Genomic DNA, 18081 nt, shown 5'->3' with positions numbered 1-18081 from the left:
GTCCTCCGCCTAGAAGGTCAAGCCGGATCGGGTGAAGAACCACAGCGACGCGCTCAGCCAGAGCCCGACCAGCGCGGTGAAGACCAGCCCGCCGAGCAGCGGGAGCGACCACGCGGGCGCGCCGTCCTTGCGCAGCAGCAACATCTTCGCGACGAACACGCCGTAGAAGAAGCAGCCCAGCAGGGAGTGCAGGAGGACGCGCGTGTCGAACGACTGGAACCCGAGCGCGTAGAGGCAGTGCAGCGCCACCGGGATCGACACGAGGAACGCCAGCCGTCCCGACCAGCGGTGCACCGGCGCCACCCACGCGGGCGCGCCGCCGCCGAGCTTGCCGTACATCGCCAGCGCCGAGAACAGCTGCACCAGCGCCAGCACGACGACGACCGTGGCCAGCCACGCCTTCACCGCCTGCGGGCCGGAGAAGCCCGCGACGTTCACCGCCACGCCGGTCGGCGTGTGCAGGCCGCCGTAGACGCCGAGCGCCACCGAGACGACGGCGCCGACCGCCAGGGGCACCACGAGCGCGGCTGCGGCGCGGTGGTTCGCCGCCGGGACGGCCATCAGAAGTCCCCGTTCCCGGCCAGGCCGCTGATCGGCTCGGCCGTCACCGGGGCGCCGTCGACGGTCGCGGTCCCGGTCGCCGCGTCGAGCGCCGGCGCGGCCGCCGAGTCGTCGCCGGTCGTGAGGATGCCGACCTGGCTGCCGTCGGGTTGCACGATCCAGCCGACCTTCGCCGCCTTGTCCCGCACCTTCGGGGTGGCGCGGTAGAGGCCCGCGGGCTTCTTCGCCGGGGGCGCGGTGAACTGCCACGTCTTGCCCGCCGCCGTCACCGTCCCGGTCACCGCGGCGGCGTCGAACGTGCCGGTCAGGCCGGCGTTCCTGGCCCCCTTGAGGTCCAGCTTCCCGCCGGTCGTCACGCCCTGCAGCCAGGCTTCGACCTTCTTGCCGTCGCAGAGGTAGGCGATGGCGTGGCCGTCGCGCACCGACACCGCCACCGACGCGCCACCGCCGACAACCCGCCCGGCGTAGTCCGCCCGCGCGGGTGCTTCGGGCTTCGGCGCCTCGGACGTCGTCGGCGCCTCCGTCTTGGGCGGCGCTGTCGTGGCACTCGCCGCGCCCGCCGCGCTCGCGGCTCCGGCGACCGGCGCGACGCCGGTCCCCGTCGCCAGGTTGACGATCCCGATCCCGCCGGCGAGCACCACACCGGCGAGCAAGGTGAACAACGGCCCCGGACGTTTCATGGCTTTCCCCGCATCTCCCTACCCACCACCGTGCCCGTAACACGGAGGTCGGGGCGAAACGGCTCAACGCTACGCGCGGAAAAGAGGTATCGCTTAGCCCCCGCAACCGGTGACCCGTGGTTGACTGGCCGCATGCTGCCCTGGGACGGCGACCTCGCCGGCCGGCTCGACCGGCACACCGTGCACTCCGCGCTGCTGCGCGGCAACCCCCTCGGCGACCCGCACGAACGGCCGCTGTGGGTGTACGTCCCGCCGGGCTACGACGACGGGGACGCGCGGTACCCGGCGGTGTACGTCATCCAGGGCTACACCGGGCACCTGACGATGTGGGCCAACCGGACGCCGTTCCGGCAGCCGTTCGTGGAGACGGCCGACGCCGTGTTCGCCGACGGCGCGCCCGGCTGCGTCGTGGTGTACGTCGACGCGTGGACCGCGTACGGCGGCTCGCAGTTCGTCGACTCCCCGGGCACCGGCCGCTACCACTCGTACCTGTGCGACGAGGTCGTGCCGTGGGTCGACGCGCACTACCGGACCATCCCGGAGCGCGAATCCCGCGCGATCACCGGCAAGTCGTCGGGCGGGTTCGGCGCGATGATCACGCCGATGCTGCGCCCCGACCTGTTCGGCGCGCTGGCGACGCACGCGGGCGACTCGCTGTACGAGCTGTGCTACGTCCCCGACTTCGGCAAGGCGGTCCGCGCGCTGCGCGAGTACGACCAGGACATCCAGGCGTGGTGGGCCGACTTCCGCGGCCGGACGGCGTTCACCAAGCCCGAGGACGCGACCCTGCTGATGATGCTCGGCGTCTCGGCGAGCTTCTCGGCGCGCGAGGACGGGACGCCGGAGCTGCCGTTCAACCCGCGGACCGGGGCGCTCCGCCCGGAACAGTGGCAGCGCTGGCTCGACTGGGACCCGGTCCGGATGGTGCCGGACCACGCGGAGGCGATCCGCGCGTTGCGCGCGGTGTGGATCGACGCGGGCACGAGCGACGAGTGGTTCCTCGACCTCGGCGCGGAGGCGTTCCGGGCGGAGGTGGCGAAGGCGGGCCTGCCGGACGACCGGGTCCACTTCGAGCTGTTCGACGCCGGCCACGGCGGGATCGACTACCGCTACCCGCTTTCGCTCGGCTGGCTCGCGGAGCGGCTGGCCCGCTGAGCCGCCGCGAGCCGGGTCAAGGTGGGCCCAAGCTCGTCGAATGTCACCAGCTCGACGCCGTCCACCGGCCGGATCGAGTCCCGTTTCGGGCCGGTGATCGGTTTCAGGGTGACCAGGAGCGCGGAGCACGCCTTCCCGAGTCCGACGACGTTCTCGAGCTCGTCGATCCTCGCCTGCAGAGCGTCCGTTTTCGGTGGACGCAGCCAGTACGCCGTTTCCACCGCGATCCGGTGCCCCTCACCGAAGTCGGCGATGAAGTCGGCGTCCTGCATATCAGCGACCGCATTGGCGCCTGCTTCGGTGATCTGCTCGCGCACTTCGAGGTCGAAGCGCGCACTGGCCACCCGGCGCACGCGTTTCGCCAGCTGGTCGAAAGACGCCGCGACGGCCACGCCGTCGAGTTCCGATTTCTTGACCACCACCGTATCCGGGGACACATAGAGAATCACGTCCCGCGCGGGATGCTTCTTGGCGAACTTCGTCGCGACCTTCGAGTCGAGCGTTCTCCTCGTCCCGTCGGCGCCGGCGGACTTTCCGGTCGCCGCGATGACGACGGCGTCGAAGTTCCCGCTGCGCCATTGCCTCGCTGCCGCTCGCTCGCTCCGCTCGACGGTGACGGAGAAGAGCCTGGCCAACGCCTCGCGTTCGTAGGCGGTCGACGCCGGGGCTTCGTCCAGCCAGAGCACCTGGGCGCGCGATGGGGACTTCGTGACCGCCGCATCGGGAGGCTGCACGACGCAGGCGGCATCCGCCTCACCCGCCTGGTCGCCGGCGTGCAGCGCCTTCTCCTGGACGAGCCGGGAGACCGCGCCGTCGACCGTCTTGAGCACCTCGACCAGCCCGCTCAGGCTGTCGGCCGCCGGGGCGGCGAACTCGGCTTTCGCGCCACCGAACTCGAAGTTCTTCAACTGGTGGATGAATGGCGTGACCAGCAAGACGGCCAGCAGCAACGCGGTGGTCTCATCGGCGTGAAACCCGCCGGACTCGAGGAAGGTGTGCACGACCACGGCCGCCCCCGCGAGGAGGAAGACCACGGCGATCGCCGCCGCGATCAGCCATTTCACCCACGCCCGGCTCGTCTCCGAACGCTTGAGCTTCGCGACCGCGGCTTCGACCTCGCGCAGTGCCGTTTCGACCGAATCGCTTTTGCTGTTCACGGGCCACTCCGTTCTCCACGCCGGGAAACCGCCCGTCAGGGCGTTGCTCCCGTCTGAATGCGGAGACGCCGCGCGATCGCGGTGAGTTACGGCCTTAATGTCTCGATTCGCCTACGGACTAGGCTCGGGCCCCATGGTCACCGAGACGGATCTGGCCTTGCCCGGCGGACGTACCCTGCACGTCTACGACACCGGCGGCCCCGGGCGGCTCACCGTCTTCTGGCACCACGGCACGCCCAACACCGGCGCGCCGCCCGGGCCGCTGCTACCGCTCGGCGAGGAGCTGGGCGTGCGCTGGGTGTCCTTCGACCGGCCCGGCTACGGCACCTCGACGCCGGTGCCGGGGCGGACCGTCGGGAGCGCCGCCGCATGCGTGAGCGCGGTCGCCGATGCTCTCGGGATCGGCGAGTTCGCGGTCATGGGGCACTCCGGTGGCAGCTCGCACGCCCTCGCCACCGCGGCGCTGCTGACCGATCGTGTCGTCGCCGTCGCGAGCCTCGCCGCCGTCGCGCCGTTCGATGCCGAGGGGCTCGACTGGTTCGGCGGCATGGCCGCCGCCGGGGCGGCCTCCTTGCGTGCGGCCACCGAAGGCCGGGCCGCCAAGGAAAAGTACGAAGCCGCCGCCGAGTTCGATCCGGACGTCTTCACCGCGGCCGACTTCGCGGTGCTCAAGGGATCGTGGTCGTGGCTGGACGACGTCGTCCAGGCCGCGCTCGCGGGCGGGCCCGGTGGCCTGATCGACGACGACCTCGCCTACGTCACGCCGTGGGGCGCCGATCCGGCGTCGATCAGCGCGCCCGTTCTGCTGGTGCACGGCGAGGACGACCGGATGGTCCCCGCCACGCACAGCGCGTGGCTCGCCGGGCGCTGCGCGGACGCGGAGTTCCGGCCCACCGCCGGCGACGGGCACCTGTCCGTGCTCGGCCACGCCGCCGGCGCCCTCCGCTGGCTCGCCGGTCACAGCAGCGCCAGCGAAGCCACCACCGGCGCCAGGTAGAGCAGCGGGAAGGCCAGGTGCGGGTACGACCGCGCGCGGGCCACGGTGACGAGGGCGCCGGTGAAGTACAGCACCAGGCCGATCGCGGCCGCGACGCCGATCGCCGGCACGAAGAGGCCGGCGACCAGGCCGACCGCCCCGGCGGCCTTGGCGCTGCCGAGCCACATCCACCACGACTCGGGCACGCCGTACTCGGTGATCGGCTCGACAACCCACTTCGCCCGGGCGAACACGGAAACGGCGGAGAAGCCGACCCAAGCGGCGGCGGCCAGGGTGACGATCACGTAAGCGGTGGACATCGGACCTCCTCGGGGGAATCGCGGACCCCGGGGTTCCGGGTCCGTCACCCCCACGACTCCGCGGTGAGAACCGATGTGACAGCCCCGAGAGTGACGGCGGTCACAGGGTCGGCCGAGGGTCGTCGACCCCTCCCGCCCCGCCCGCGCCCGTGGTCGGCTGGGCCGATGATCATGCTGCGGATCCTGGGAACCGTGCTGTGGTTCGCCGTCCCGGCCGGGCTGCTCACAGCCGGGGACGCAGGTGGTGGTCGAGGTTTCGAAGGTGACCGCCGAGGTCGTGCTGCTGCGCAAGGGCGGCACTGCGGCCGCCGATCGGCGACGACGTCACGATTCCCGTGTTCGGCGGGCTCGGCTCACCGATCACGCTCGTGCGCGAGTTCCTGCTCGAGGACTACGACATCCCGCGCTGGGCCGGGCTCGTTCTCGGGCCCTGTCCGTGGGCGGTGGCGCTGCGGCCGGCCGCGTAGATCCGAGAGCCGGCCGCATGTCCGGGTGAACGCGCAGGGCGCACACCGCGGTTCTCGGCGGCGATCTCGGCCGGCCGCACGCGCGGCGACGTCACCCGGCGGTTCCCGGCACGCGCACCTCGTCCGGGGTCCGGTCCGGGCGCAGGCCGCGCCAGGAGGTGTGGCGCAGCCGCCGGTCCGGCGTGATCCGGCGGTACACGACCTCGCCCACCAGCGACGGGGACACCCAGTGCGCGCCACGGGCGCGGTCGCGCGGAACGTCCTCGGCGAACGGGCTCTCCGCGCGGGCCAGGGGCGCCAGGACGGCGCGGAGGTGGTCGAGCGCGTCGTCGGTGAAGCCGGTGCCGACGTCGCCGATGTACACCAGCGCGCCTTCGTCGTCGTACGCGCCGAGCAGGAGCGCGCCGAGCGTGCCCGCGCGGCGGCCCGCGCCGATGCGCCAGCCGCCGACGACCACCTCGCACGTCCGCGTCAGCGCGCGTTTCGTCCACAAGGGCGTGCGGGCGCCGGGCAGGTACGGCGCGTCCAGGCGTTTCGCGACGACGCCCTCGATGCCGTGCGCGGCCGCCGTTTCCAGCAGCTGCGCCGGCGCGATGTCGGCGCGGGTGTACCAGGGCGGCACGACGATCCGGCCGTCCGTGGGCCGCAGCAGCTCCCCGAGCAGTTCGCGGCGCTGCTCGTACGGCCGCGTCAGCAGTGACTCGTCCCCGATCCGCAGCAGGTCGAACGCGAAGTAGACGACGGGGACCTCGGCGCGCAGCGTCGCCGTCGGCTCGTGCATCGCGCGGCGCTGCATCAGCTCGAACTCCGGGCGGCCGGCGGCGTTCAGCGCGACGACCTCGCCGTCCAGCACCGCCGCCCGGCCGCCCAGCGCGGGGCCGAAGATGTCCCCGAGCTCGGGGTAGCGGTGGGTGTGGTCGCTGCCGCTGCGGCTGGTGATCCGGGTTTCGCCCGTGTCCGAAACCCGGGCGCAGCCGCGGAAGCCGTCCCACTTCCACTCGTAGCCGTGCCGGTCGTCGTCCGGCAGCGGCCCGTCGACCGCCAGCATCGGCGCCACCGCGTCGGGCACGATCCCCGCCATCGCCACCTCCCCTGCCGGCGTCCAGTCTGGACGACCGGCGGACGGCGCGGTCACCCGGCCGGCAGCAGCGGCAGGAGCTCCTGGTGGCTCCCGGCGCGGCGCAGCACGGGTGAGCCCGGCCCGTCCGGTTCCAGGTCGCCGGCCCGCAGCGCGGCCAGGAACCGCACGATCACGCGCGGCGGCGGCAGGATGTCGGCCCCGCCCAGGTAGGCCAGCACGATCATCTCCTCCCCGCACGCCGCCTCGACCGCGACGGCCCAGCCGTGCACCTCGTCCCAGAGCAGCGCCACGTCGCGCTCGGGAAACCGGCGCAGCCGCCAGTCCACCGCGACGTAGGCCGACACCGGGACGTCCACGTCCACGGTGCAGGACTCGAGGCCGAAGCCGAGCGCGCGGGCCACCTCGCCGAGGTACGCGCGCAGGCCGCGCTGGAACCAGAACTCGAGATCGGTGTCGATCAGGCCGGACACCCGTTTCCTTTCTTCGCACCGGAAGCCGGCCGCGCGCCCTGCGCGGCCGGTGGAGCTGGAGCCGGGATCGGGGCGGTGCCGGTTCCCGCGCCGGCCGCCGCACCGCTTTCCCGGTTTCCGCACATTCGACAAGAATGGCGACGGTCGCGAGAACGATGTCTCCCGGTCTCGCCCACGGTTTCGCGTCGACCGTACCCAGTTCGTCCAGGTTGCGGCACAACGGAAACACCGCGGCCGATCGGGCCGTGCACCGACACGCCCTTCTGCACGTGCAGAAGTCCATTGAGGACGATCAAATCACCTGGTCGGACCCGTGCCGGCGCAATTCGCCGGGAAATCGTGGCCGCCGGGGCCGGAACGCGACGGGATTCGCCGAGGAATTGCGGTTCCGGAAATTCAGCCGAACGCAGGAATCGGGACCCGGGTGCGCTCGAGGTCGGCGAAAAGATCTCCGAGGTCGTCGACGCGCGCCAGCACCTCGTCGGCGGTGAACCGCAGGTGCGCAACGTGCCGGCAGGCACGGACCTCGTCCCACGTGACCGGCGTCGACACGGTCGGCTCGTCCCGCCCGCGCAGCGAGTACGGCGCGACGGTGGTCTTGAACGGGTTGTTCTGGCTCCAGTCGATGAAGATCTTGCCCGGCCGCAGGGTCTTCGTCATCCGCGCCACGACGAGGTCCGGGGTCTCCGCGGCGAGCCGCTCGGCCAGCGCCTTCGCGTACTGCGAGGTCTCGCCGCCGTCGGTGGTCACCACGCCCGCGTAGAGCTGCATGCCCTTGGAGCCGCTGGTCTTCGCCACCGGGGTGAACCCGTCGGCGGTGAGGACGTCGTAGAGCCGCTCGGCGACGCGGCAGCAGTCGACCACCGACGTCCCGGGCCCGGGGTCGAGGTCGAACACCAGCCGGTCCGGCGTGCTCCGCTCGTCGTCCCCCTCGACGGTCCACTGGTGGACGTGCAGTTCGAGCGCGGCGAGGTTGGCCGCCCACACGAGCTCGGGCAGGTCGTTGATCAGCGGGTAGGCGATGATCTCCGGCTCCTTGCCGCGCCCGCCGACGGTGAGGCGCGCGGTGCGGACCCAGTCCGGGGCGTGGCGGGAGACGTCCTTCTCGAAGAACGAACCACCGGCGACGCCGTCGGGGAACCGCACGAACGTCATCGCCCGGTCGCGAATGTGCGGCAGCAGCACCGGCGCGATCCGCGTGTAGTAGTCGAGCACCTCGCCCTTGGTGAAGCCGTGCCGCGGGTACAGCACCTTCTCGAGGTTCGAAAGCGTCAGCTGCCGCTCGCCCACCCGCACCGTGACCCGGCTCCCCACCACGCCCCCACGTTACCGCGCCCGGCCCCCTCCACGGTTGCGGCGAGCGCGGACGCGGTCACGGCACGACGTGCCCGGCAACCACCCGCGCGACGAACCGCTCCGCGACTTCGCGCAGCTTGGTGTTCTCCCGCTGCGACTGCTCCACGAGGAGGGCGAAAGCGTCGTCGGCGTCGATCTGCCGGATCGCCATCAGCATGCCCTTCGCCTGGTCGATGACCGCGCGCGAGGTCAGGGCCGTGCGCAGGTGGTCGGCCGTTTCCCGGGCGCGCAGGTACCGGTGGTACACCCGGAGCACCGCCTCCACCGCCGCCGTGTACAGCTCGAGCAGCCGGCCGTCGACCTCCGCGAAGCCGTCGTCCCGGCGGCCGTAGCAGTTGACCGCGCCGGTGAACCGCTCGTCCGCCACCAGCGGCGCGGCGAGGAAGCTGCCGAAGCCCGCCTCCCGCGCCCCGCGGGCGAAGTCCGGCCAGCGCTCGATCGCGTCCGACACGGCGGTGCGGACGATCTTGCCCGTGCGGATCGCCTCGAGGCAGGGACCGTCGCCGATCCGGTACTGGTCGGCGTCGAGGTCGCCGACGACCCCGCTCGTCGCGGTGGCCGTGTGCGGCTCCTCCGCGCGCACCAGGGTGACGGACGCCTCGTCGACCCCCGGGACGGCGTGGCGCACCTGCAGGCAGACGTGGCGCAGCAGGATCCGGAAGTCGTCCTCCTCCTGCAGCACGGCGGTCAGGGCTTCGAGGGCTCCGGTGACCTCGTCGAACAGCGTCGAAGTCGTCGCGGTCGGTTCCGGCCGGTCCATGTCCACATCCTCCCGCTCGGGCGCGAAGTGCCCTCGGGTACCCACTTCGCGCCCAACCATGTCCCGGAGCAGGTTTGCCGGGGTCCGCCGGATGGTATTCAGCGGCCATGTCGTCGGAAGAGGTCTCACCGGGCGGGCTGCCGCTGGACGGTGAGCTGGCCACGGTCGCCGCGCGCATGTCCGGGCTGCTCCTGTCGCGCGAGACCGTCGATTCGGTCCTGGAACTGATCGTCTCGCTGGCGGGGACGACGATCAGCGCCGCGGCGGGCGCGGGGGTGACCCTCGTCGACGACGACGGCGGCCTGGCCACCACGAGCGCGTCGGGCCCGCTCGTGCGGGACGCCGACAGCCTGCAGTACGACCTCGGCGAAGGTCCCTGCATGGCCGCGCTGGCCGAGTGCGCGCCGAAGCGGATCGACGACATCGCCTCCGAACGGCGCTGGAGCCGGTGGTGCACGGCGGTCGCCGGCTGGGGGCTGCGGTCGGTGCTCACCGCCCCGCTCGTCACCGAAGACGGCTGCCACGGCGCCATCAAGCTCTACGCGACGGTGCCGGGCGCGTTCGGGCCCTCCGACGAGCAGACGCTGATGACGTTCGCCGATCGGGCCGCGGTCCTGGTCGCCAACACCCGCGCCTACGAACGGGCGAGCCGGTTCAGCGAGGAGTTCAAGCACACGCTCCTCGACCGCGACCGGATCAGCCTGGCGAAGGGTTTCCTCATGGGCCGGGAGGGCCTCGACGAGGACACCGCGTTCGACCGCCTCCTGTCACTGGCCCGCGCCCGCGGCCGCAGCCCGGCCGAAGCCGCGGCCGACCTCGTCGCCCCGGCGCCGCGGGAAAGGTGAACCCACCCATGCGCTTTCTGCCCGAGGGGGAACAGCAGCGGCTCCTCACCGCGTGCTTCGCGCGGAGCGAACTGACGCTGGAGCAGCTGTGGATGCGCTACTTCGCGCTCGGTGGCAGCCTGAGCCTGCTGGAGCTGGACGCCTACCTCAACGGGCTGACCACGCTGCCCCGGGTCGACCGCGACATGCTCGCCCACGCCGTCAACGAGCGGCTCGACGAGCTGGCCGGCCCGCCGCGCGCGCCCTACAGCCACTCGGTCCGCGACGGGAAGCCGTTGCACGGCCCGCTGAAGGCGCTGGTCGACCTGCTCGAAGGCGCGCACCGCGCGCCGCCCGAGCGGCTGCCCGCCATCGTCGCCGAGGCGGGCCGCGCGCTCGACCTGACGATCGACGTCTACCTGGCCGACTACGACCAGCGGACGCTCGTGCCGCTGCGGCCGGGCGCCGCGGAGCTCGACATCGAGACGACCGTCGGCGGGGACGTCTTCCGCCGCGCCGGGACCACCGTCACGCGGGAGGGGGCCGCCCCCACGCTGTGGACGGTGCTGCTCGACGGCGTGGAGCGGCTGGGGGTGCTGGAGATCGTCCCGGCCGACGACGCCGACCCGGACGACCCGGTGCTGCGGGAGCAGTGCAGCTGGCTGGCCGCGCTGCTCGGCCACCTCGTCACCGTCACGACCCAGTACGGCGACGGCCTGGACATGCGGCGCCGCCGGCGTCACCGCGGCTCGCCCGCCGAGCTGCTGTGGCAGAGCCTGCCGCCGCTCACCGGCGCGACCGAACGCGTGGTCGTCGGCGCGAGCGTGCAGCCGGCGTACGAGGTGTGCGGCACGGTGTTCGACTACGCCCTCTCCGAAGGACGGGCCCAGCTGGCGATGTTCGACGCGGGCCCGCGCGGCGGCGGCGCGAGTTTCGCCGTGGTGAACGCCCTGGCCGCCTACCGCGCCGCCCGGCGCGACGGAGCTTCGCTCGACGAGCAGTACGCCGCGGTCGGCACCGAGCCGGCCGCCCGGCCGGGCGCCCCGGTGGTGACGGGGGTGCTGGCCGAGCTGGACCTGCGCACCGGCGACCTGCGCTGGCACGACGCCGGGCACCCGCCCCCGCTGCTGGTCCGCCGGGGTTCGGTCCTCCCCCAGCCGGAGCCGGCGACCACCCGGTTCGGGCACCCGGGCCGGGCCCGGACGGCCCGCCTCGAACCCGGCGACCTGCTCGCGCTGTGCTCACCGGGGGTCGCGGAGACGACCGACGCGGCCGGGGAGCGGTTCGGGCTGACGCGGATCACCGAGCTCCTGGGGCGGGACGCCGACGAGCTGCCCCCGGAGATCGCCCGCCGCCTGACCCGGGCGGTGCTGGACCACGCCGGCGGCGAGCTGCGGCACGACGCAGGGGTGCTGGTCGCGCGCTGGCTGCCTCGCTGAGTCTCCGGGCAGCACCGCCGCCGCAGCGGACAAGCTGCGGCACGACGCCCGTGTCCCCGCCGCCCTGGCTGCCTCGCTGAGTCTCCGGTCGGCACCCGCCGCCGCAGCGGACAAGCTGCGGCACGACGCCCGTGTCCCCGCCGCCCTGGCCGCCACGCTGAGCCACCGGGCGGCACCGCCGCCGCCGATCCGCTCCGCGCCGGTGTCCTCAGCAGGCGGTGTCGTGCACTCCGGCCGACAGGAGCTCGCGCAGCGCGTCCGACAGCGAGGCGAACATCGGCACCACCGCCGCCAGCCCGGTGATCCGGAACAGCCGCGCCAGGGTCCGGCTGTTCGCCACCACCCCGAACCGGCGTCCTTCGGTGCCCGCGCGCTCCGCGGCCGCCGCCAGGGTGCGAGCGCCCGCCAGGCCGACGAAGGCCACCTGGGTCAGGTCCACCACCGTCGTCCCGGGTGGCGCCGCCCCCAGTTCGCGCTTCAGGATCGGCAGGGTCAGCGCGTCGATCTCGCCGGCGAAGGTCAGCACGACGAGGCCGGGGCGGTACACCGTCCGGCGCGCCGTCAGCGGCGCGGACCGGGTGGGGACCGGTGAAGTGGGGAACACGGGTTCGGCAGGCCTTCCGCACCGGCGCTCGGCCGGCGACACAGGGAGGTGATCAAGGACGGGGTCTTGATACCCAAACGTCCGGCGGGGAAACCGCCTTATTTCGCGGTGAAGGCCGACCAGAGCCGTTCCGCCGCGTGGTGGGCCGGGGCACCGGGCCGGATCTCCGGCGTGCCCTCCGGCTGGGGCGCGTCCCCGCCCCCGATCTGCCGGACCAGGGCGACGGCCAGCTCGCGGACCTTGACGTTGAACTCCTGGCTGGTCCGGCGCAGGGTCTGCCAGGCCTCGTCCGGCGGACACCGCCGGACCGCCATGATCGCGCCCTTCGCCTGTTCGATGACGGCGCGGGAGGCCAGCAGGTCCAGCATCTGGTCCGGGTCGCCGGCGGTGGCGGTCTCGGCGACCACCAGCGTCATCTCGGTGAGCTTCTCGTAGCGCCGCAGGACCGCCAGGGCATCGGCGCCGGCCGGCCGGTCGAGCGTCGCCGACAGCACGAACGCCCCGCTGTCGTCGGCCCAGAAGCCGGGCAGGGCCGCGGCGCCGCGGATGGCGGCGAAGCGCTCCGCGAGCACCGGACGGCCCGCCGCCGCGGCCTCGCGGGTCAGCCCGGGCCAGCGCTCGTCGGTGAAGAGGTCGTCCGTCGTCACTGGTTCGCGGGTGACGTCCGCCACCACGACCGGGCCGCCGTGCGTCAGCTGGGCGGGCACCAGGTGCTCGGCCGCCCCCGCGGTGGCGAGCACCCGCAGCGGCCGCTCGCCGTGACTGACCGTGAGCGCCGCGCCGAGGCACCCGGACAGCTCGCCGGTGATCCGCTCGAGCAGGGCGTGCAGCAACTCGGTCAGCGGTCTCCACCGGTCCGCGGCGTTCATCAGGGTTTCGGTCACCGAACCTCGCTTCCACCTTCGTCTTGATACCCCCTTGATTTTCCCGGAGACGCGGCGATCCGCTCGCGCTGACGCGCCGGTTTGTGGGTCCTGCCGCGCGACAGGGGTGGCGCCGGTACGGCCGTCCGGCGCAACGGCGGATGGCCCGGCCACGCTCAGCAGCGGTCGAGGAGATCCTGTTCGCGGACCACCGGCAGGGACAGCGTGCGGTAACCGACTTCGTCGAAGAGCACGGTGAGCTTCTCCTCTTCGACGGTCATCACGACGCCCCTTCCCCACTCCGCGTGCCGGACGACGCTTTCCGCGCGGAACTCGCTCGACGGCGGCGGCTCCTGCGCCGCGAGGCCGGACTCGCAGGTGTCGCAGCGGCCGCAGGGCGCGCCCAGCTCCTCGCCGAAGTACCCGAGCAGGTACCGGCGGCGGCAGCCGGTGGTCTCGGCGTAGGCGCGGATCATCTCCACCCGCGAGCGGACGACCTCGGCGGCCCGCTCCGCGGCTTCGAGCGCCCGCTCGACAGCGCCGTCGGTGCCGCTGACCGCGAACCGGCCGTCCGGGCCGGTCAGGACGTCGCCGCACCGCTCGAGGAGCCCGAGCGCGCGGGTCCGCCGCGCGGACGGCCCGGGGACCGCGCGGGCGAGCTGCCGCCGGTTCAGCGGTCCCGCCCGCAGCGCTTCGACGACGGCCCGGAGCTCCGCCTCCGGGGGCGCGGACCGGGTGAGGAACCGCTGGCGCGCGAGGTCTTCCGGCCGGTAGCAGAGCAGCACCTCGGCGGGCTCGCCGTCCCGGCCCGCCCGGCCGATCTGCTGGTAGTACGTGTCGACCGAGTCCGGCACCGACGCGTGCACCACGAACCGCACGTCGGGTTTGTCGATGCCCATGCCGAACGCCGAGGTCGCCACCACGACATCGGTCTCCCCCGCGGCGAACAGCCGGTGCACCCGGTCGCGGTCGGCGGTCTTCATCCCGCCGTGGTAGCCGAAGGCGCGGACCCCGCGGGCCGCCAGTTCCCCGGCGTAGTCCTCGGTCTCCCGGCGGCTCGCGGTGTAGAGGAGCCCGCTGCCGGCCATCGCGGTGACCCCGTCGGCCACCGCCGCGCGCTTCTCGGCGTCGCCGGCGAACCTCGCCACGGCCAGGTGCAGGTTCGGCCGGTCGAAGCTCGCGATCACCCGCACCGGGTCCCGCAGGCCCAGCGCGGCGACGATGTCGTCGCGGACGGGCGCGGCCGCGGTGGCGGTCAGCGCGAGCACCGGCGGCCGCCCGAGCCGCTCGGCGACCGGGGCCAGCCGCAGGTAGTCGGGCCGGAAGTCGTGGCCCCACGCCGAAACGCAGTGCGCCTCGTCGACGACGAACAACGACACCCCGGCCGCGGCCAGCCCGGTGACGACCTCGTCCTTCGCCAGCTGTTCCGGTGACAGGAAGACGTACTCGGCCGCGCCGCGCCGGATCGCGTCCCACACCCGCCGCCGGTCGGCGGCGGACTGGCGCGAGTCGAGCGCGACGGCGTCCGGGACGGCGGCGGCGTCCAGGCCCTCGATCTGGTCGCGCTGCAGGGCCAGCAGCGGTGAGACGACCACCGTCGGGCCGGGCAGCACCAGCGCGGGCACCTGGTAGATCGCCGACTTGCCGGCCCCGGTCGGGAGCACGGCCAGCACGTCCCGGCCCGCCCGCACCGCGCTCATCGCCTCGACCTGCTCGGCGGACAGCCGCGCCCAGCCGAACCGCTCCGCCGCCAGCCGGCGGAGTTCGTCTGCACCGTCTCTCATGGGCGCAGGGCTACCCCGGACCGCGGGCGGCAACCGCTCGACCCGAACGAGCGGTTTACCCGCCGTCGCGGGCGGGGTAGCCGACCAGTGATCCGAGGAGGCGCCATGACCGACCAGCGGTACCGGTGATGTTCAGCGAAGTGGTTGTCGTCGGGCAGATCGCCCGCGACCTGGTGATCGAGGTGCCGGACGCCCCGGCCGCGGACTCGTCGGCGCCGGTGCGGCACCGGCAGGAGCTGCTCGGCGGGAAGGGCGCCAACCAGGCCGTGGCCCTGAGCCAGCTCGGCACGTCGGTGTCGCTCGTCGGCGTCGTCGGCCAGGACCGCACCGGCGACACGCTGCTCGCCCAGGCCAGGGCCGACCGGATCGGCACCTCGCACGTGGTCCGCCGGCCCGGGGCCGAGACGGCGCTGCTGGTCGACGTGGTCGACGACCACGGCCGCCGCCGCTACCTCGAGCACGTCCCGGACGGCACCCTGCTCACCGAGACCGACGTCTTCGCCGCGTCGGCCCCGATCTCGGCCGCCGGCTCCCTCATCGTCCAGCTGCAGCAGCCGGCCGCGGCGGCACTGCTGGCGGCCCGGCTCGCGCACACGGCGGGCACGCGCGTGGTCCTGGACGGCGCGCCGCAGGACGACGCGCTCACCTCGGACCTGCTGGCCCTCGCCGACGTCCTGCGCGCCGACGGCCACGAGGCCGAGCTGCTCACCGGTCGGCCGGTGGACGACGTCACCGCGGCAGCCCGGGCGGCCGCCGACCTGCGGCGGCGCGGGCCGTCGCTGGTCGTGCTGGAGGTGTCCGGGCAGGGCAACCTGTTCGCCGGGCCGGAGGGCACCTGGTTCGTGCCGCACGTCGAGACCGAGGTCGTCGACCCCACGGGCGCCGGCGACGCGCTGGTCGCCACGCTGACCGCCGCACTCACCCGGCGGCGGCCCCTGGAGACGGCGGCGTGCCTGGCGGTGGCGGCGGCCGCGGCGACGACCGAGCACGCGGGCGGGCGCCCGCACCTGACCCGCCCCGACCTCGACCGGCTGCAGCCGCAGCTGGAGACCGTCGACGCCTGACCCCGGCTGGACGCCCGGCAGCCGCCGTCACCTCCGCTAGAGGCCTGGTCTACGCCTCACCCCGGCTGGAGGCCCGGCAGCCGCTGCTCCCGCCCGAGCAGCACCACGAACGAGTCGCCGGGCGCGGGCGGGAGCAGCTGACCCGCCCCGGACCTCGACCGGCTGCAACCGCAGCTGGAGACCGTCGACGCCTGCCCCCCGCTACAGGCCGGGCAGCCACTGTTCCCGCCCCAGCAGCACCGCGAACGGGTCGCCGCGCTCGGCCAGGCGTGCGGGGATTTCCCGGATCGTCCAGCGGTCCGGGGCGAGGTCCGGGTCCTCGAGCTCGTCCCACTCGAGCGGCACCGACACCGGGGCACCCGGCCGGGGACGCACGCTGTAGGGCGCGACCAGGGTCTTGTTGAGCACGTTCTGCGTGTAGTCCAGCCGGGCGCGGCCGCGGCGCTTGTCCTTCGTCCACGCCCAGCTGACCAGGTCCGGCAGGACCCGCCCGATCGTCCTGGACACCGTCTCCGCCCACGCGCGGGTCTGCTCGAAGGTGCAGCGCGGCGCGATCGGCACCCACACCTGGATCCCGCGCTGCCCGGTCACCTTGGGCCGCCCGGTCAGGCCGAGGTGCTCGAGCGCGGTGCGGTGCAGCCGGGCCAGCTCCAGCACCTCTCCGAAGGACGTCTCGGGTCCCGGGTCGATGTCGAACAGCACCCACGTCGGGTGGTCGACGTCGACGGCGCGGGAGGTCCAGGCGTGCAGCTCCAGCGCGCCGTAGTTCGCCAGCCAGGCCAGCGTCGCGACGCTGTCGGCCACCACGTACCGCTGGCTCTCGCCCTCCTCCGCGCGCTCGTTGCGCCAGGTCGTCAGCCAGCCGGGCGCGTGCCCCGGGACCTCCTTCTGCCAGAACCCGGGCTCGGTGACGCCCTGCGGGAAGCGCTGGGTGTTGAGCGGGCGGCCGGCCAGGTACGGCAGCATCACCGGCCCGACGGTGACGTAGTACCGGATCAGGTCCCGCTTGGTGACCGGCTCGCCGCCGCCGGCCGCCGGGAAGAGCACCTTGTCCAGGTTGGTCAGGGCGAGCTCCCGGCCCGCGACCGACCACTTGCCCTTGGCGCCGAGAGCGTCGAGGGCGGCCAGTTCGTCGTCGGTCGCGGCCGGGAATCCCACCGCTTCCTCCGCCTCGGCGGCCGGCCGGTCGCCGTGCCACAACGCGTCCGGGGCGGCCGCCACCTCGTCGTTCGTGCGGCCGCTCTTCACCGAACGCGGGTGGTCTTCGGCGTCCCAGCCGGCGGTGGCGTGCTCGTCCTGCTTGTGCAGGAGGAACCACTGCTCCTTGTCCCCGTCGCCGCGGCGGGTGCGGACCAGGACGAACCGCCCGGCCAGCTTCTCGCCCTCGAGGTCGAAGTGCAGCGTGCCGTCCTCGATCGCGCGGGCCGGGTCGGGCTCGACCGGCCGCCACACCCCGCGGTCCCAGACGATGACGTCCCCGCCGCCGTACTCGCCGCGCGGGATCACGCCCTCGAAGCCGGCGTACTCGATCGGGTGATCTTCGACGTGGACGGCCAGCCGGCGGACCTTCGGGTCCAGTGTCGGGCCCTTCGGCACCGCCCAGCTGACCAGCACGCCGTCCAGCTCCAGCCGGAAGTCGTAGTGCAGCCGGCGCGCCCGGTGCCGCTGCACCACGAACCGGTGGCCGTCGGCGGCGGGCGCGTCCCCGCCGGCCGGCTCGGCCGTCCGGCCGAAGTCGCGCATCTCCTGGTAACGCCGCAGTTTGCGGGCCGGGACGTCTGCCATGGAGACGGGGTACCCAGTCAGGACGGCGACGACCAGGGCGCCCGCTTCTTCGCCAGCTCCTGGTACTCGTCCACTTCCTGCGGGGTCGGGTCGGTCCCGGCCTCCTCCGCGAACTCCTCGGGGTCGGGCAGCTCGCCGGGTTCCGATTCGTCGGACGTCATCGCGGTCAGCCCCCGAACGCCGAGCGGATGAGGTCGCGCGCGCGGTCCATGATCGCCGCCGGCGGGCCCAGCAGGAGGTTCGCCTTCGCGCTCTCCACGCCGGGGTGCGGCCGGGTCGGCCCCACCGCTTCGGCCAGCTTGGCGGTGGCCGCCATGGCCCGCAGCCGCTCCGGCGGCCGGTGCGCCCGCAGGAGCGGGAACTCCTCGCGTTCCTCGTGCTCGGCGTGCGCCAGCACGTCCTCGCGCAGCTGGACGAGCAGCGTGTCGAACCCGTCGGCCTCCGTGCCCATCTTCTGCAGGGTGGTCAGCAGCTCCTTGGCCCGGTGTTCCTCGCCCAGCCGGGCTTCGACGACGGGCCGGGCCGCGGGTTCGAGGTCGCGGATCTCGGGGTGCACCACCATTTCCTCGGCCGTCTCGTGCACCGCGAGCAGCCGCACGAGGGCGTGGAACAGCTCCCGCCGCCGGTCGCCCTCGGCGGTCTCCAGCCCGGCGAACAGCTCGCGGATCTCCCGGTGCTGCCGCTGCAGCAGCTCGATGACGTCTTCCTCGTTCCCCGCCATGGGAGAACCTCCTC

Annotated in this window: 20 protein-coding genes; 6 read left to right on the top strand and 14 right to left on the bottom strand. The window is 73.8% G+C overall.

Annotation, left to right across the window (positions count from 1 at the left end; genetic code table 11):
• Nucleotides 1-9 precede the first annotated feature (9 nt).
• Together ACH54P_RS01970 and ACH54P_RS01965 are read right to left on the bottom strand one after the other, a co-directional pair.
• Nucleotides 10-561, bottom strand: coding sequence for a DUF6529 family protein (locus ACH54P_RS01970; protein ID WP_489910568.1), 552 nt, complete (start codon nucleotides 559-561; stop codon nucleotides 10-12).
• Nucleotides 561-1241, bottom strand: coding sequence for a hypothetical protein (locus tag ACH54P_RS01965; RefSeq protein WP_489910567.1), 681 nt, complete (start codon nucleotides 1239-1241; stop codon nucleotides 561-563). Before ACH54P_RS01965 ends, ACH54P_RS01970 begins: the two co-directional genes overlap by 1 nt.
• A gap of 132 nt (nucleotides 1242-1373) precedes the next feature.
• On the opposite strand from ACH54P_RS01965, the gene ACH54P_RS01960 reads away from it, so the two are divergent.
• Nucleotides 1374-2396, top strand: a complete 1023-nt coding sequence (locus ACH54P_RS01960) for an alpha/beta hydrolase (RefSeq protein WP_489910566.1) — start codon at nucleotides 1374-1376, stop codon at nucleotides 2394-2396.
• Here the strand turns inward: ACH54P_RS01960 and ACH54P_RS01955 are convergent.
• Entirely contained in the window at nucleotides 2351-3553 is a 1203-nt protein-coding gene (locus ACH54P_RS01955) for a hypothetical protein (protein ID WP_489910565.1), read from the bottom strand. The two genes, ACH54P_RS01960 and ACH54P_RS01955, sit on opposite strands and share 46 nt — an antisense overlap.
• A 133-nt stretch (nucleotides 3554-3686) precedes the next feature.
• Between ACH54P_RS01955 and ACH54P_RS01950 the strand changes: the two genes are divergently transcribed.
• Complete coding sequence (locus tag ACH54P_RS01950; protein WP_489910564.1) at nucleotides 3687-4550, top strand: alpha/beta fold hydrolase; 864 nt, start codon at nucleotides 3687-3689, stop codon at nucleotides 4548-4550.
• Here the strand turns inward: ACH54P_RS01950 and ACH54P_RS01945 are convergent.
• Nucleotides 4511-4849: a DoxX family protein gene (locus tag ACH54P_RS01945; RefSeq protein ID WP_489910563.1), complete on the bottom strand. Its 339-nt coding sequence runs from the start codon at nucleotides 4847-4849 to the stop codon at nucleotides 4511-4513. The genes ACH54P_RS01950 and ACH54P_RS01945 overlap by 40 nt on opposite strands.
• Nucleotides 4850-5184: 335 nt before the next feature.
• On the opposite strand from ACH54P_RS01945, the gene ACH54P_RS01940 reads away from it, so the two are divergent.
• Nucleotides 5185-5316, top strand: coding sequence for a hypothetical protein (locus ACH54P_RS01940; protein ID WP_489910562.1), 132 nt, complete (start codon nucleotides 5185-5187; stop codon nucleotides 5314-5316).
• Nucleotides 5317-5407: 91 nt separating this feature from the next.
• Here the strand turns inward: ACH54P_RS01940 and ligD (ACH54P_RS01935) are convergent, their stop codons facing one another.
• The 4 genes from ligD (ACH54P_RS01935) to ACH54P_RS01920 form a co-directional block, all read right to left on the bottom strand.
• A complete protein-coding gene (ligD, locus tag ACH54P_RS01935; protein ID WP_489910561.1) occupies nucleotides 5408-6397 on the bottom strand; it encodes a non-homologous end-joining DNA ligase in 990 nt (329 codons plus the stop codon).
• Nucleotides 6398-6447: 50 nt separating this feature from the next.
• Entirely contained in the window at nucleotides 6448-6867 is a 420-nt protein-coding gene (locus ACH54P_RS01930; protein WP_489910560.1) for a DUF6292 family protein, read from the bottom strand.
• A gap of 396 nt (nucleotides 6868-7263) precedes the next feature.
• Entirely contained in the window at nucleotides 7264-8184 is a 921-nt protein-coding gene (gene ligD / locus ACH54P_RS01925; RefSeq protein ID WP_489910559.1) for a non-homologous end-joining DNA ligase, read from the bottom strand.
• A gap of 55 nt (nucleotides 8185-8239) precedes the next feature.
• The gene (locus ACH54P_RS01920; protein ID WP_489910558.1) at nucleotides 8240-8983 is read right to left on the bottom strand and encodes an ANTAR domain-containing protein; all 744 of its coding nucleotides are present in this window, start codon (nucleotides 8981-8983) and stop codon (nucleotides 8240-8242) included.
• 107 nt (nucleotides 8984-9090) lie between these two features.
• On the opposite strand from ACH54P_RS01920, the gene ACH54P_RS01915 reads away from it, so the two are divergent.
• Both ACH54P_RS01915 and ACH54P_RS01910 read left to right on the top strand, forming a co-directional pair.
• Entirely contained in the window at nucleotides 9091-9828 is a 738-nt protein-coding gene (locus tag ACH54P_RS01915; protein WP_489910557.1) for a GAF and ANTAR domain-containing protein, read from the top strand.
• Between the two features lie 8 nt (nucleotides 9829-9836).
• Nucleotides 9837-11246 carry a SpoIIE family protein phosphatase gene (locus tag ACH54P_RS01910; RefSeq protein WP_489910556.1) on the top strand — a complete coding sequence of 470 codons (1410 nt, stop codon included), beginning with the start codon at nucleotides 9837-9839 and terminating at the stop codon, nucleotides 11244-11246.
• Nucleotides 11247-11454: 208 nt separating this feature from the next.
• On the opposite strand, the gene ACH54P_RS01905 is transcribed toward ACH54P_RS01910, so the two are convergent.
• The 3 genes from ACH54P_RS01905 to ACH54P_RS01895 all read right to left on the bottom strand — a co-directional run bounded on the left by ACH54P_RS01905 (nucleotide 11455) and on the right by ACH54P_RS01895 (nucleotide 14497).
• A complete protein-coding gene (locus tag ACH54P_RS01905) occupies nucleotides 11455-11850 on the bottom strand; it encodes an STAS domain-containing protein (RefSeq protein WP_489910555.1) in 396 nt (131 codons plus the stop codon).
• Between the two features lie 98 nt (nucleotides 11851-11948).
• Nucleotides 11949-12734, bottom strand: coding sequence for an ANTAR domain-containing protein (locus ACH54P_RS01900; RefSeq protein WP_489910554.1), 786 nt, complete (start codon nucleotides 12732-12734; stop codon nucleotides 11949-11951).
• A gap of 155 nt (nucleotides 12735-12889) precedes the next feature.
• Complete coding sequence (locus ACH54P_RS01895; RefSeq protein ID WP_489910553.1) at nucleotides 12890-14497, bottom strand: RecQ family ATP-dependent DNA helicase; 1608 nt, start codon at nucleotides 14495-14497, stop codon at nucleotides 12890-12892.
• A gap of 128 nt (nucleotides 14498-14625) precedes the next feature.
• Here ACH54P_RS01895 and ACH54P_RS01890 point away from each other — a divergent pair, with 128 nt between their 5' ends.
• On the top strand, nucleotides 14626-15561 hold the full coding sequence (locus ACH54P_RS01890) for a PfkB family carbohydrate kinase (protein WP_489910552.1): 936 nt from the start codon (nucleotides 14626-14628) through the stop codon (nucleotides 15559-15561).
• A 201-nt stretch (nucleotides 15562-15762) separates the two neighbouring features.
• Here the strand turns inward: ACH54P_RS01890 and ligD (ACH54P_RS01885) are convergent, their stop codons facing one another.
• From ligD (ACH54P_RS01885) to ACH54P_RS01875, 3 genes are read right to left on the bottom strand one after another with little or no spacing between them, the layout of a single operon-like run.
• A complete protein-coding gene (gene ligD, locus ACH54P_RS01885; RefSeq protein ID WP_489910551.1) occupies nucleotides 15763-17346 on the bottom strand; it encodes a non-homologous end-joining DNA ligase in 1584 nt (527 codons plus the stop codon).
• 17 nt (nucleotides 17347-17363) lie between these two features.
• Nucleotides 17364-17507: a hypothetical protein gene (locus ACH54P_RS01880; RefSeq protein ID WP_489910550.1), complete on the bottom strand. Its 144-nt coding sequence runs from the start codon at nucleotides 17505-17507 to the stop codon at nucleotides 17364-17366.
• Nucleotides 17508-17512: 5 nt separating this feature from the next.
• Entirely contained in the window at nucleotides 17513-18067 is a 555-nt protein-coding gene (locus ACH54P_RS01875; protein WP_489910549.1) for a hemerythrin domain-containing protein, read from the bottom strand.
• Nucleotides 18068-18081: the final 14 nt, after the last annotated feature.

It is taken from the genome of Amycolatopsis sp. N2S4-7 (genome assembly GCF_058119595.1).
Note: the sequence above shows the minus strand (reverse complement) of the source record. Positions and strands in the feature narration are given on the sequence as shown.

Coding starts and splice junctions, on each gene's coding strand:
- ACH54P_RS01970 (WP_489910568.1), bottom strand. CDS start 561: ATGGCCGTCCCGGCGGCGAACCACCGCGCCGCAGCCGCGCTCGTGGTG.
- ACH54P_RS01965 (WP_489910567.1), bottom strand. CDS start 1,241: ATGAAACGTCCGGGGCCGTTGTTCACCTTGCTCGCCGGTGTGGTGCTC.
- ACH54P_RS01960 (WP_489910566.1), top strand. CDS start 1,374: ATGCTGCCCTGGGACGGCGACCTCGCCGGCCGGCTCGACCGGCACACC.
- ACH54P_RS01950 (WP_489910564.1), top strand. CDS start 3,687: ATGGTCACCGAGACGGATCTGGCCTTGCCCGGCGGACGTACCCTGCAC.
- ACH54P_RS01945 (WP_489910563.1), bottom strand. CDS start 4,849: ATGTCCACCGCTTACGTGATCGTCACCCTGGCCGCCGCCGCTTGGGTC.
- ligD (WP_489910561.1), bottom strand. CDS start 6,397: ATGGCGGGGATCGTGCCCGACGCGGTGGCGCCGATGCTGGCGGTCGAC.
- ACH54P_RS01920 (WP_489910558.1), bottom strand. CDS start 8,983: ATGGACCGGCCGGAACCGACCGCGACGACTTCGACGCTGTTCGACGAG.
- ACH54P_RS01915 (WP_489910557.1), top strand. CDS start 9,091: ATGTCGTCGGAAGAGGTCTCACCGGGCGGGCTGCCGCTGGACGGTGAG.
- ACH54P_RS01910 (WP_489910556.1), top strand. CDS start 9,837: ATGCGCTTTCTGCCCGAGGGGGAACAGCAGCGGCTCCTCACCGCGTGC.
- ACH54P_RS01895 (WP_489910553.1), bottom strand. CDS start 14,497: ATGAGAGACGGTGCAGACGAACTCCGCCGGCTGGCGGCGGAGCGGTTC.
- ACH54P_RS01890 (WP_489910552.1), top strand. CDS start 14,626: ATGTTCAGCGAAGTGGTTGTCGTCGGGCAGATCGCCCGCGACCTGGTG.
- ligD (WP_489910551.1), bottom strand. CDS start 17,346: ATGGCAGACGTCCCGGCCCGCAAACTGCGGCGTTACCAGGAGATGCGC.
- ACH54P_RS01880 (WP_489910550.1), bottom strand. CDS start 17,507: ATGACGTCCGACGAATCGGAACCCGGCGAGCTGCCCGACCCCGAGGAG.
- ACH54P_RS01875 (WP_489910549.1), bottom strand. CDS start 18,067: ATGGCGGGGAACGAGGAAGACGTCATCGAGCTGCTGCAGCGGCAGCAC.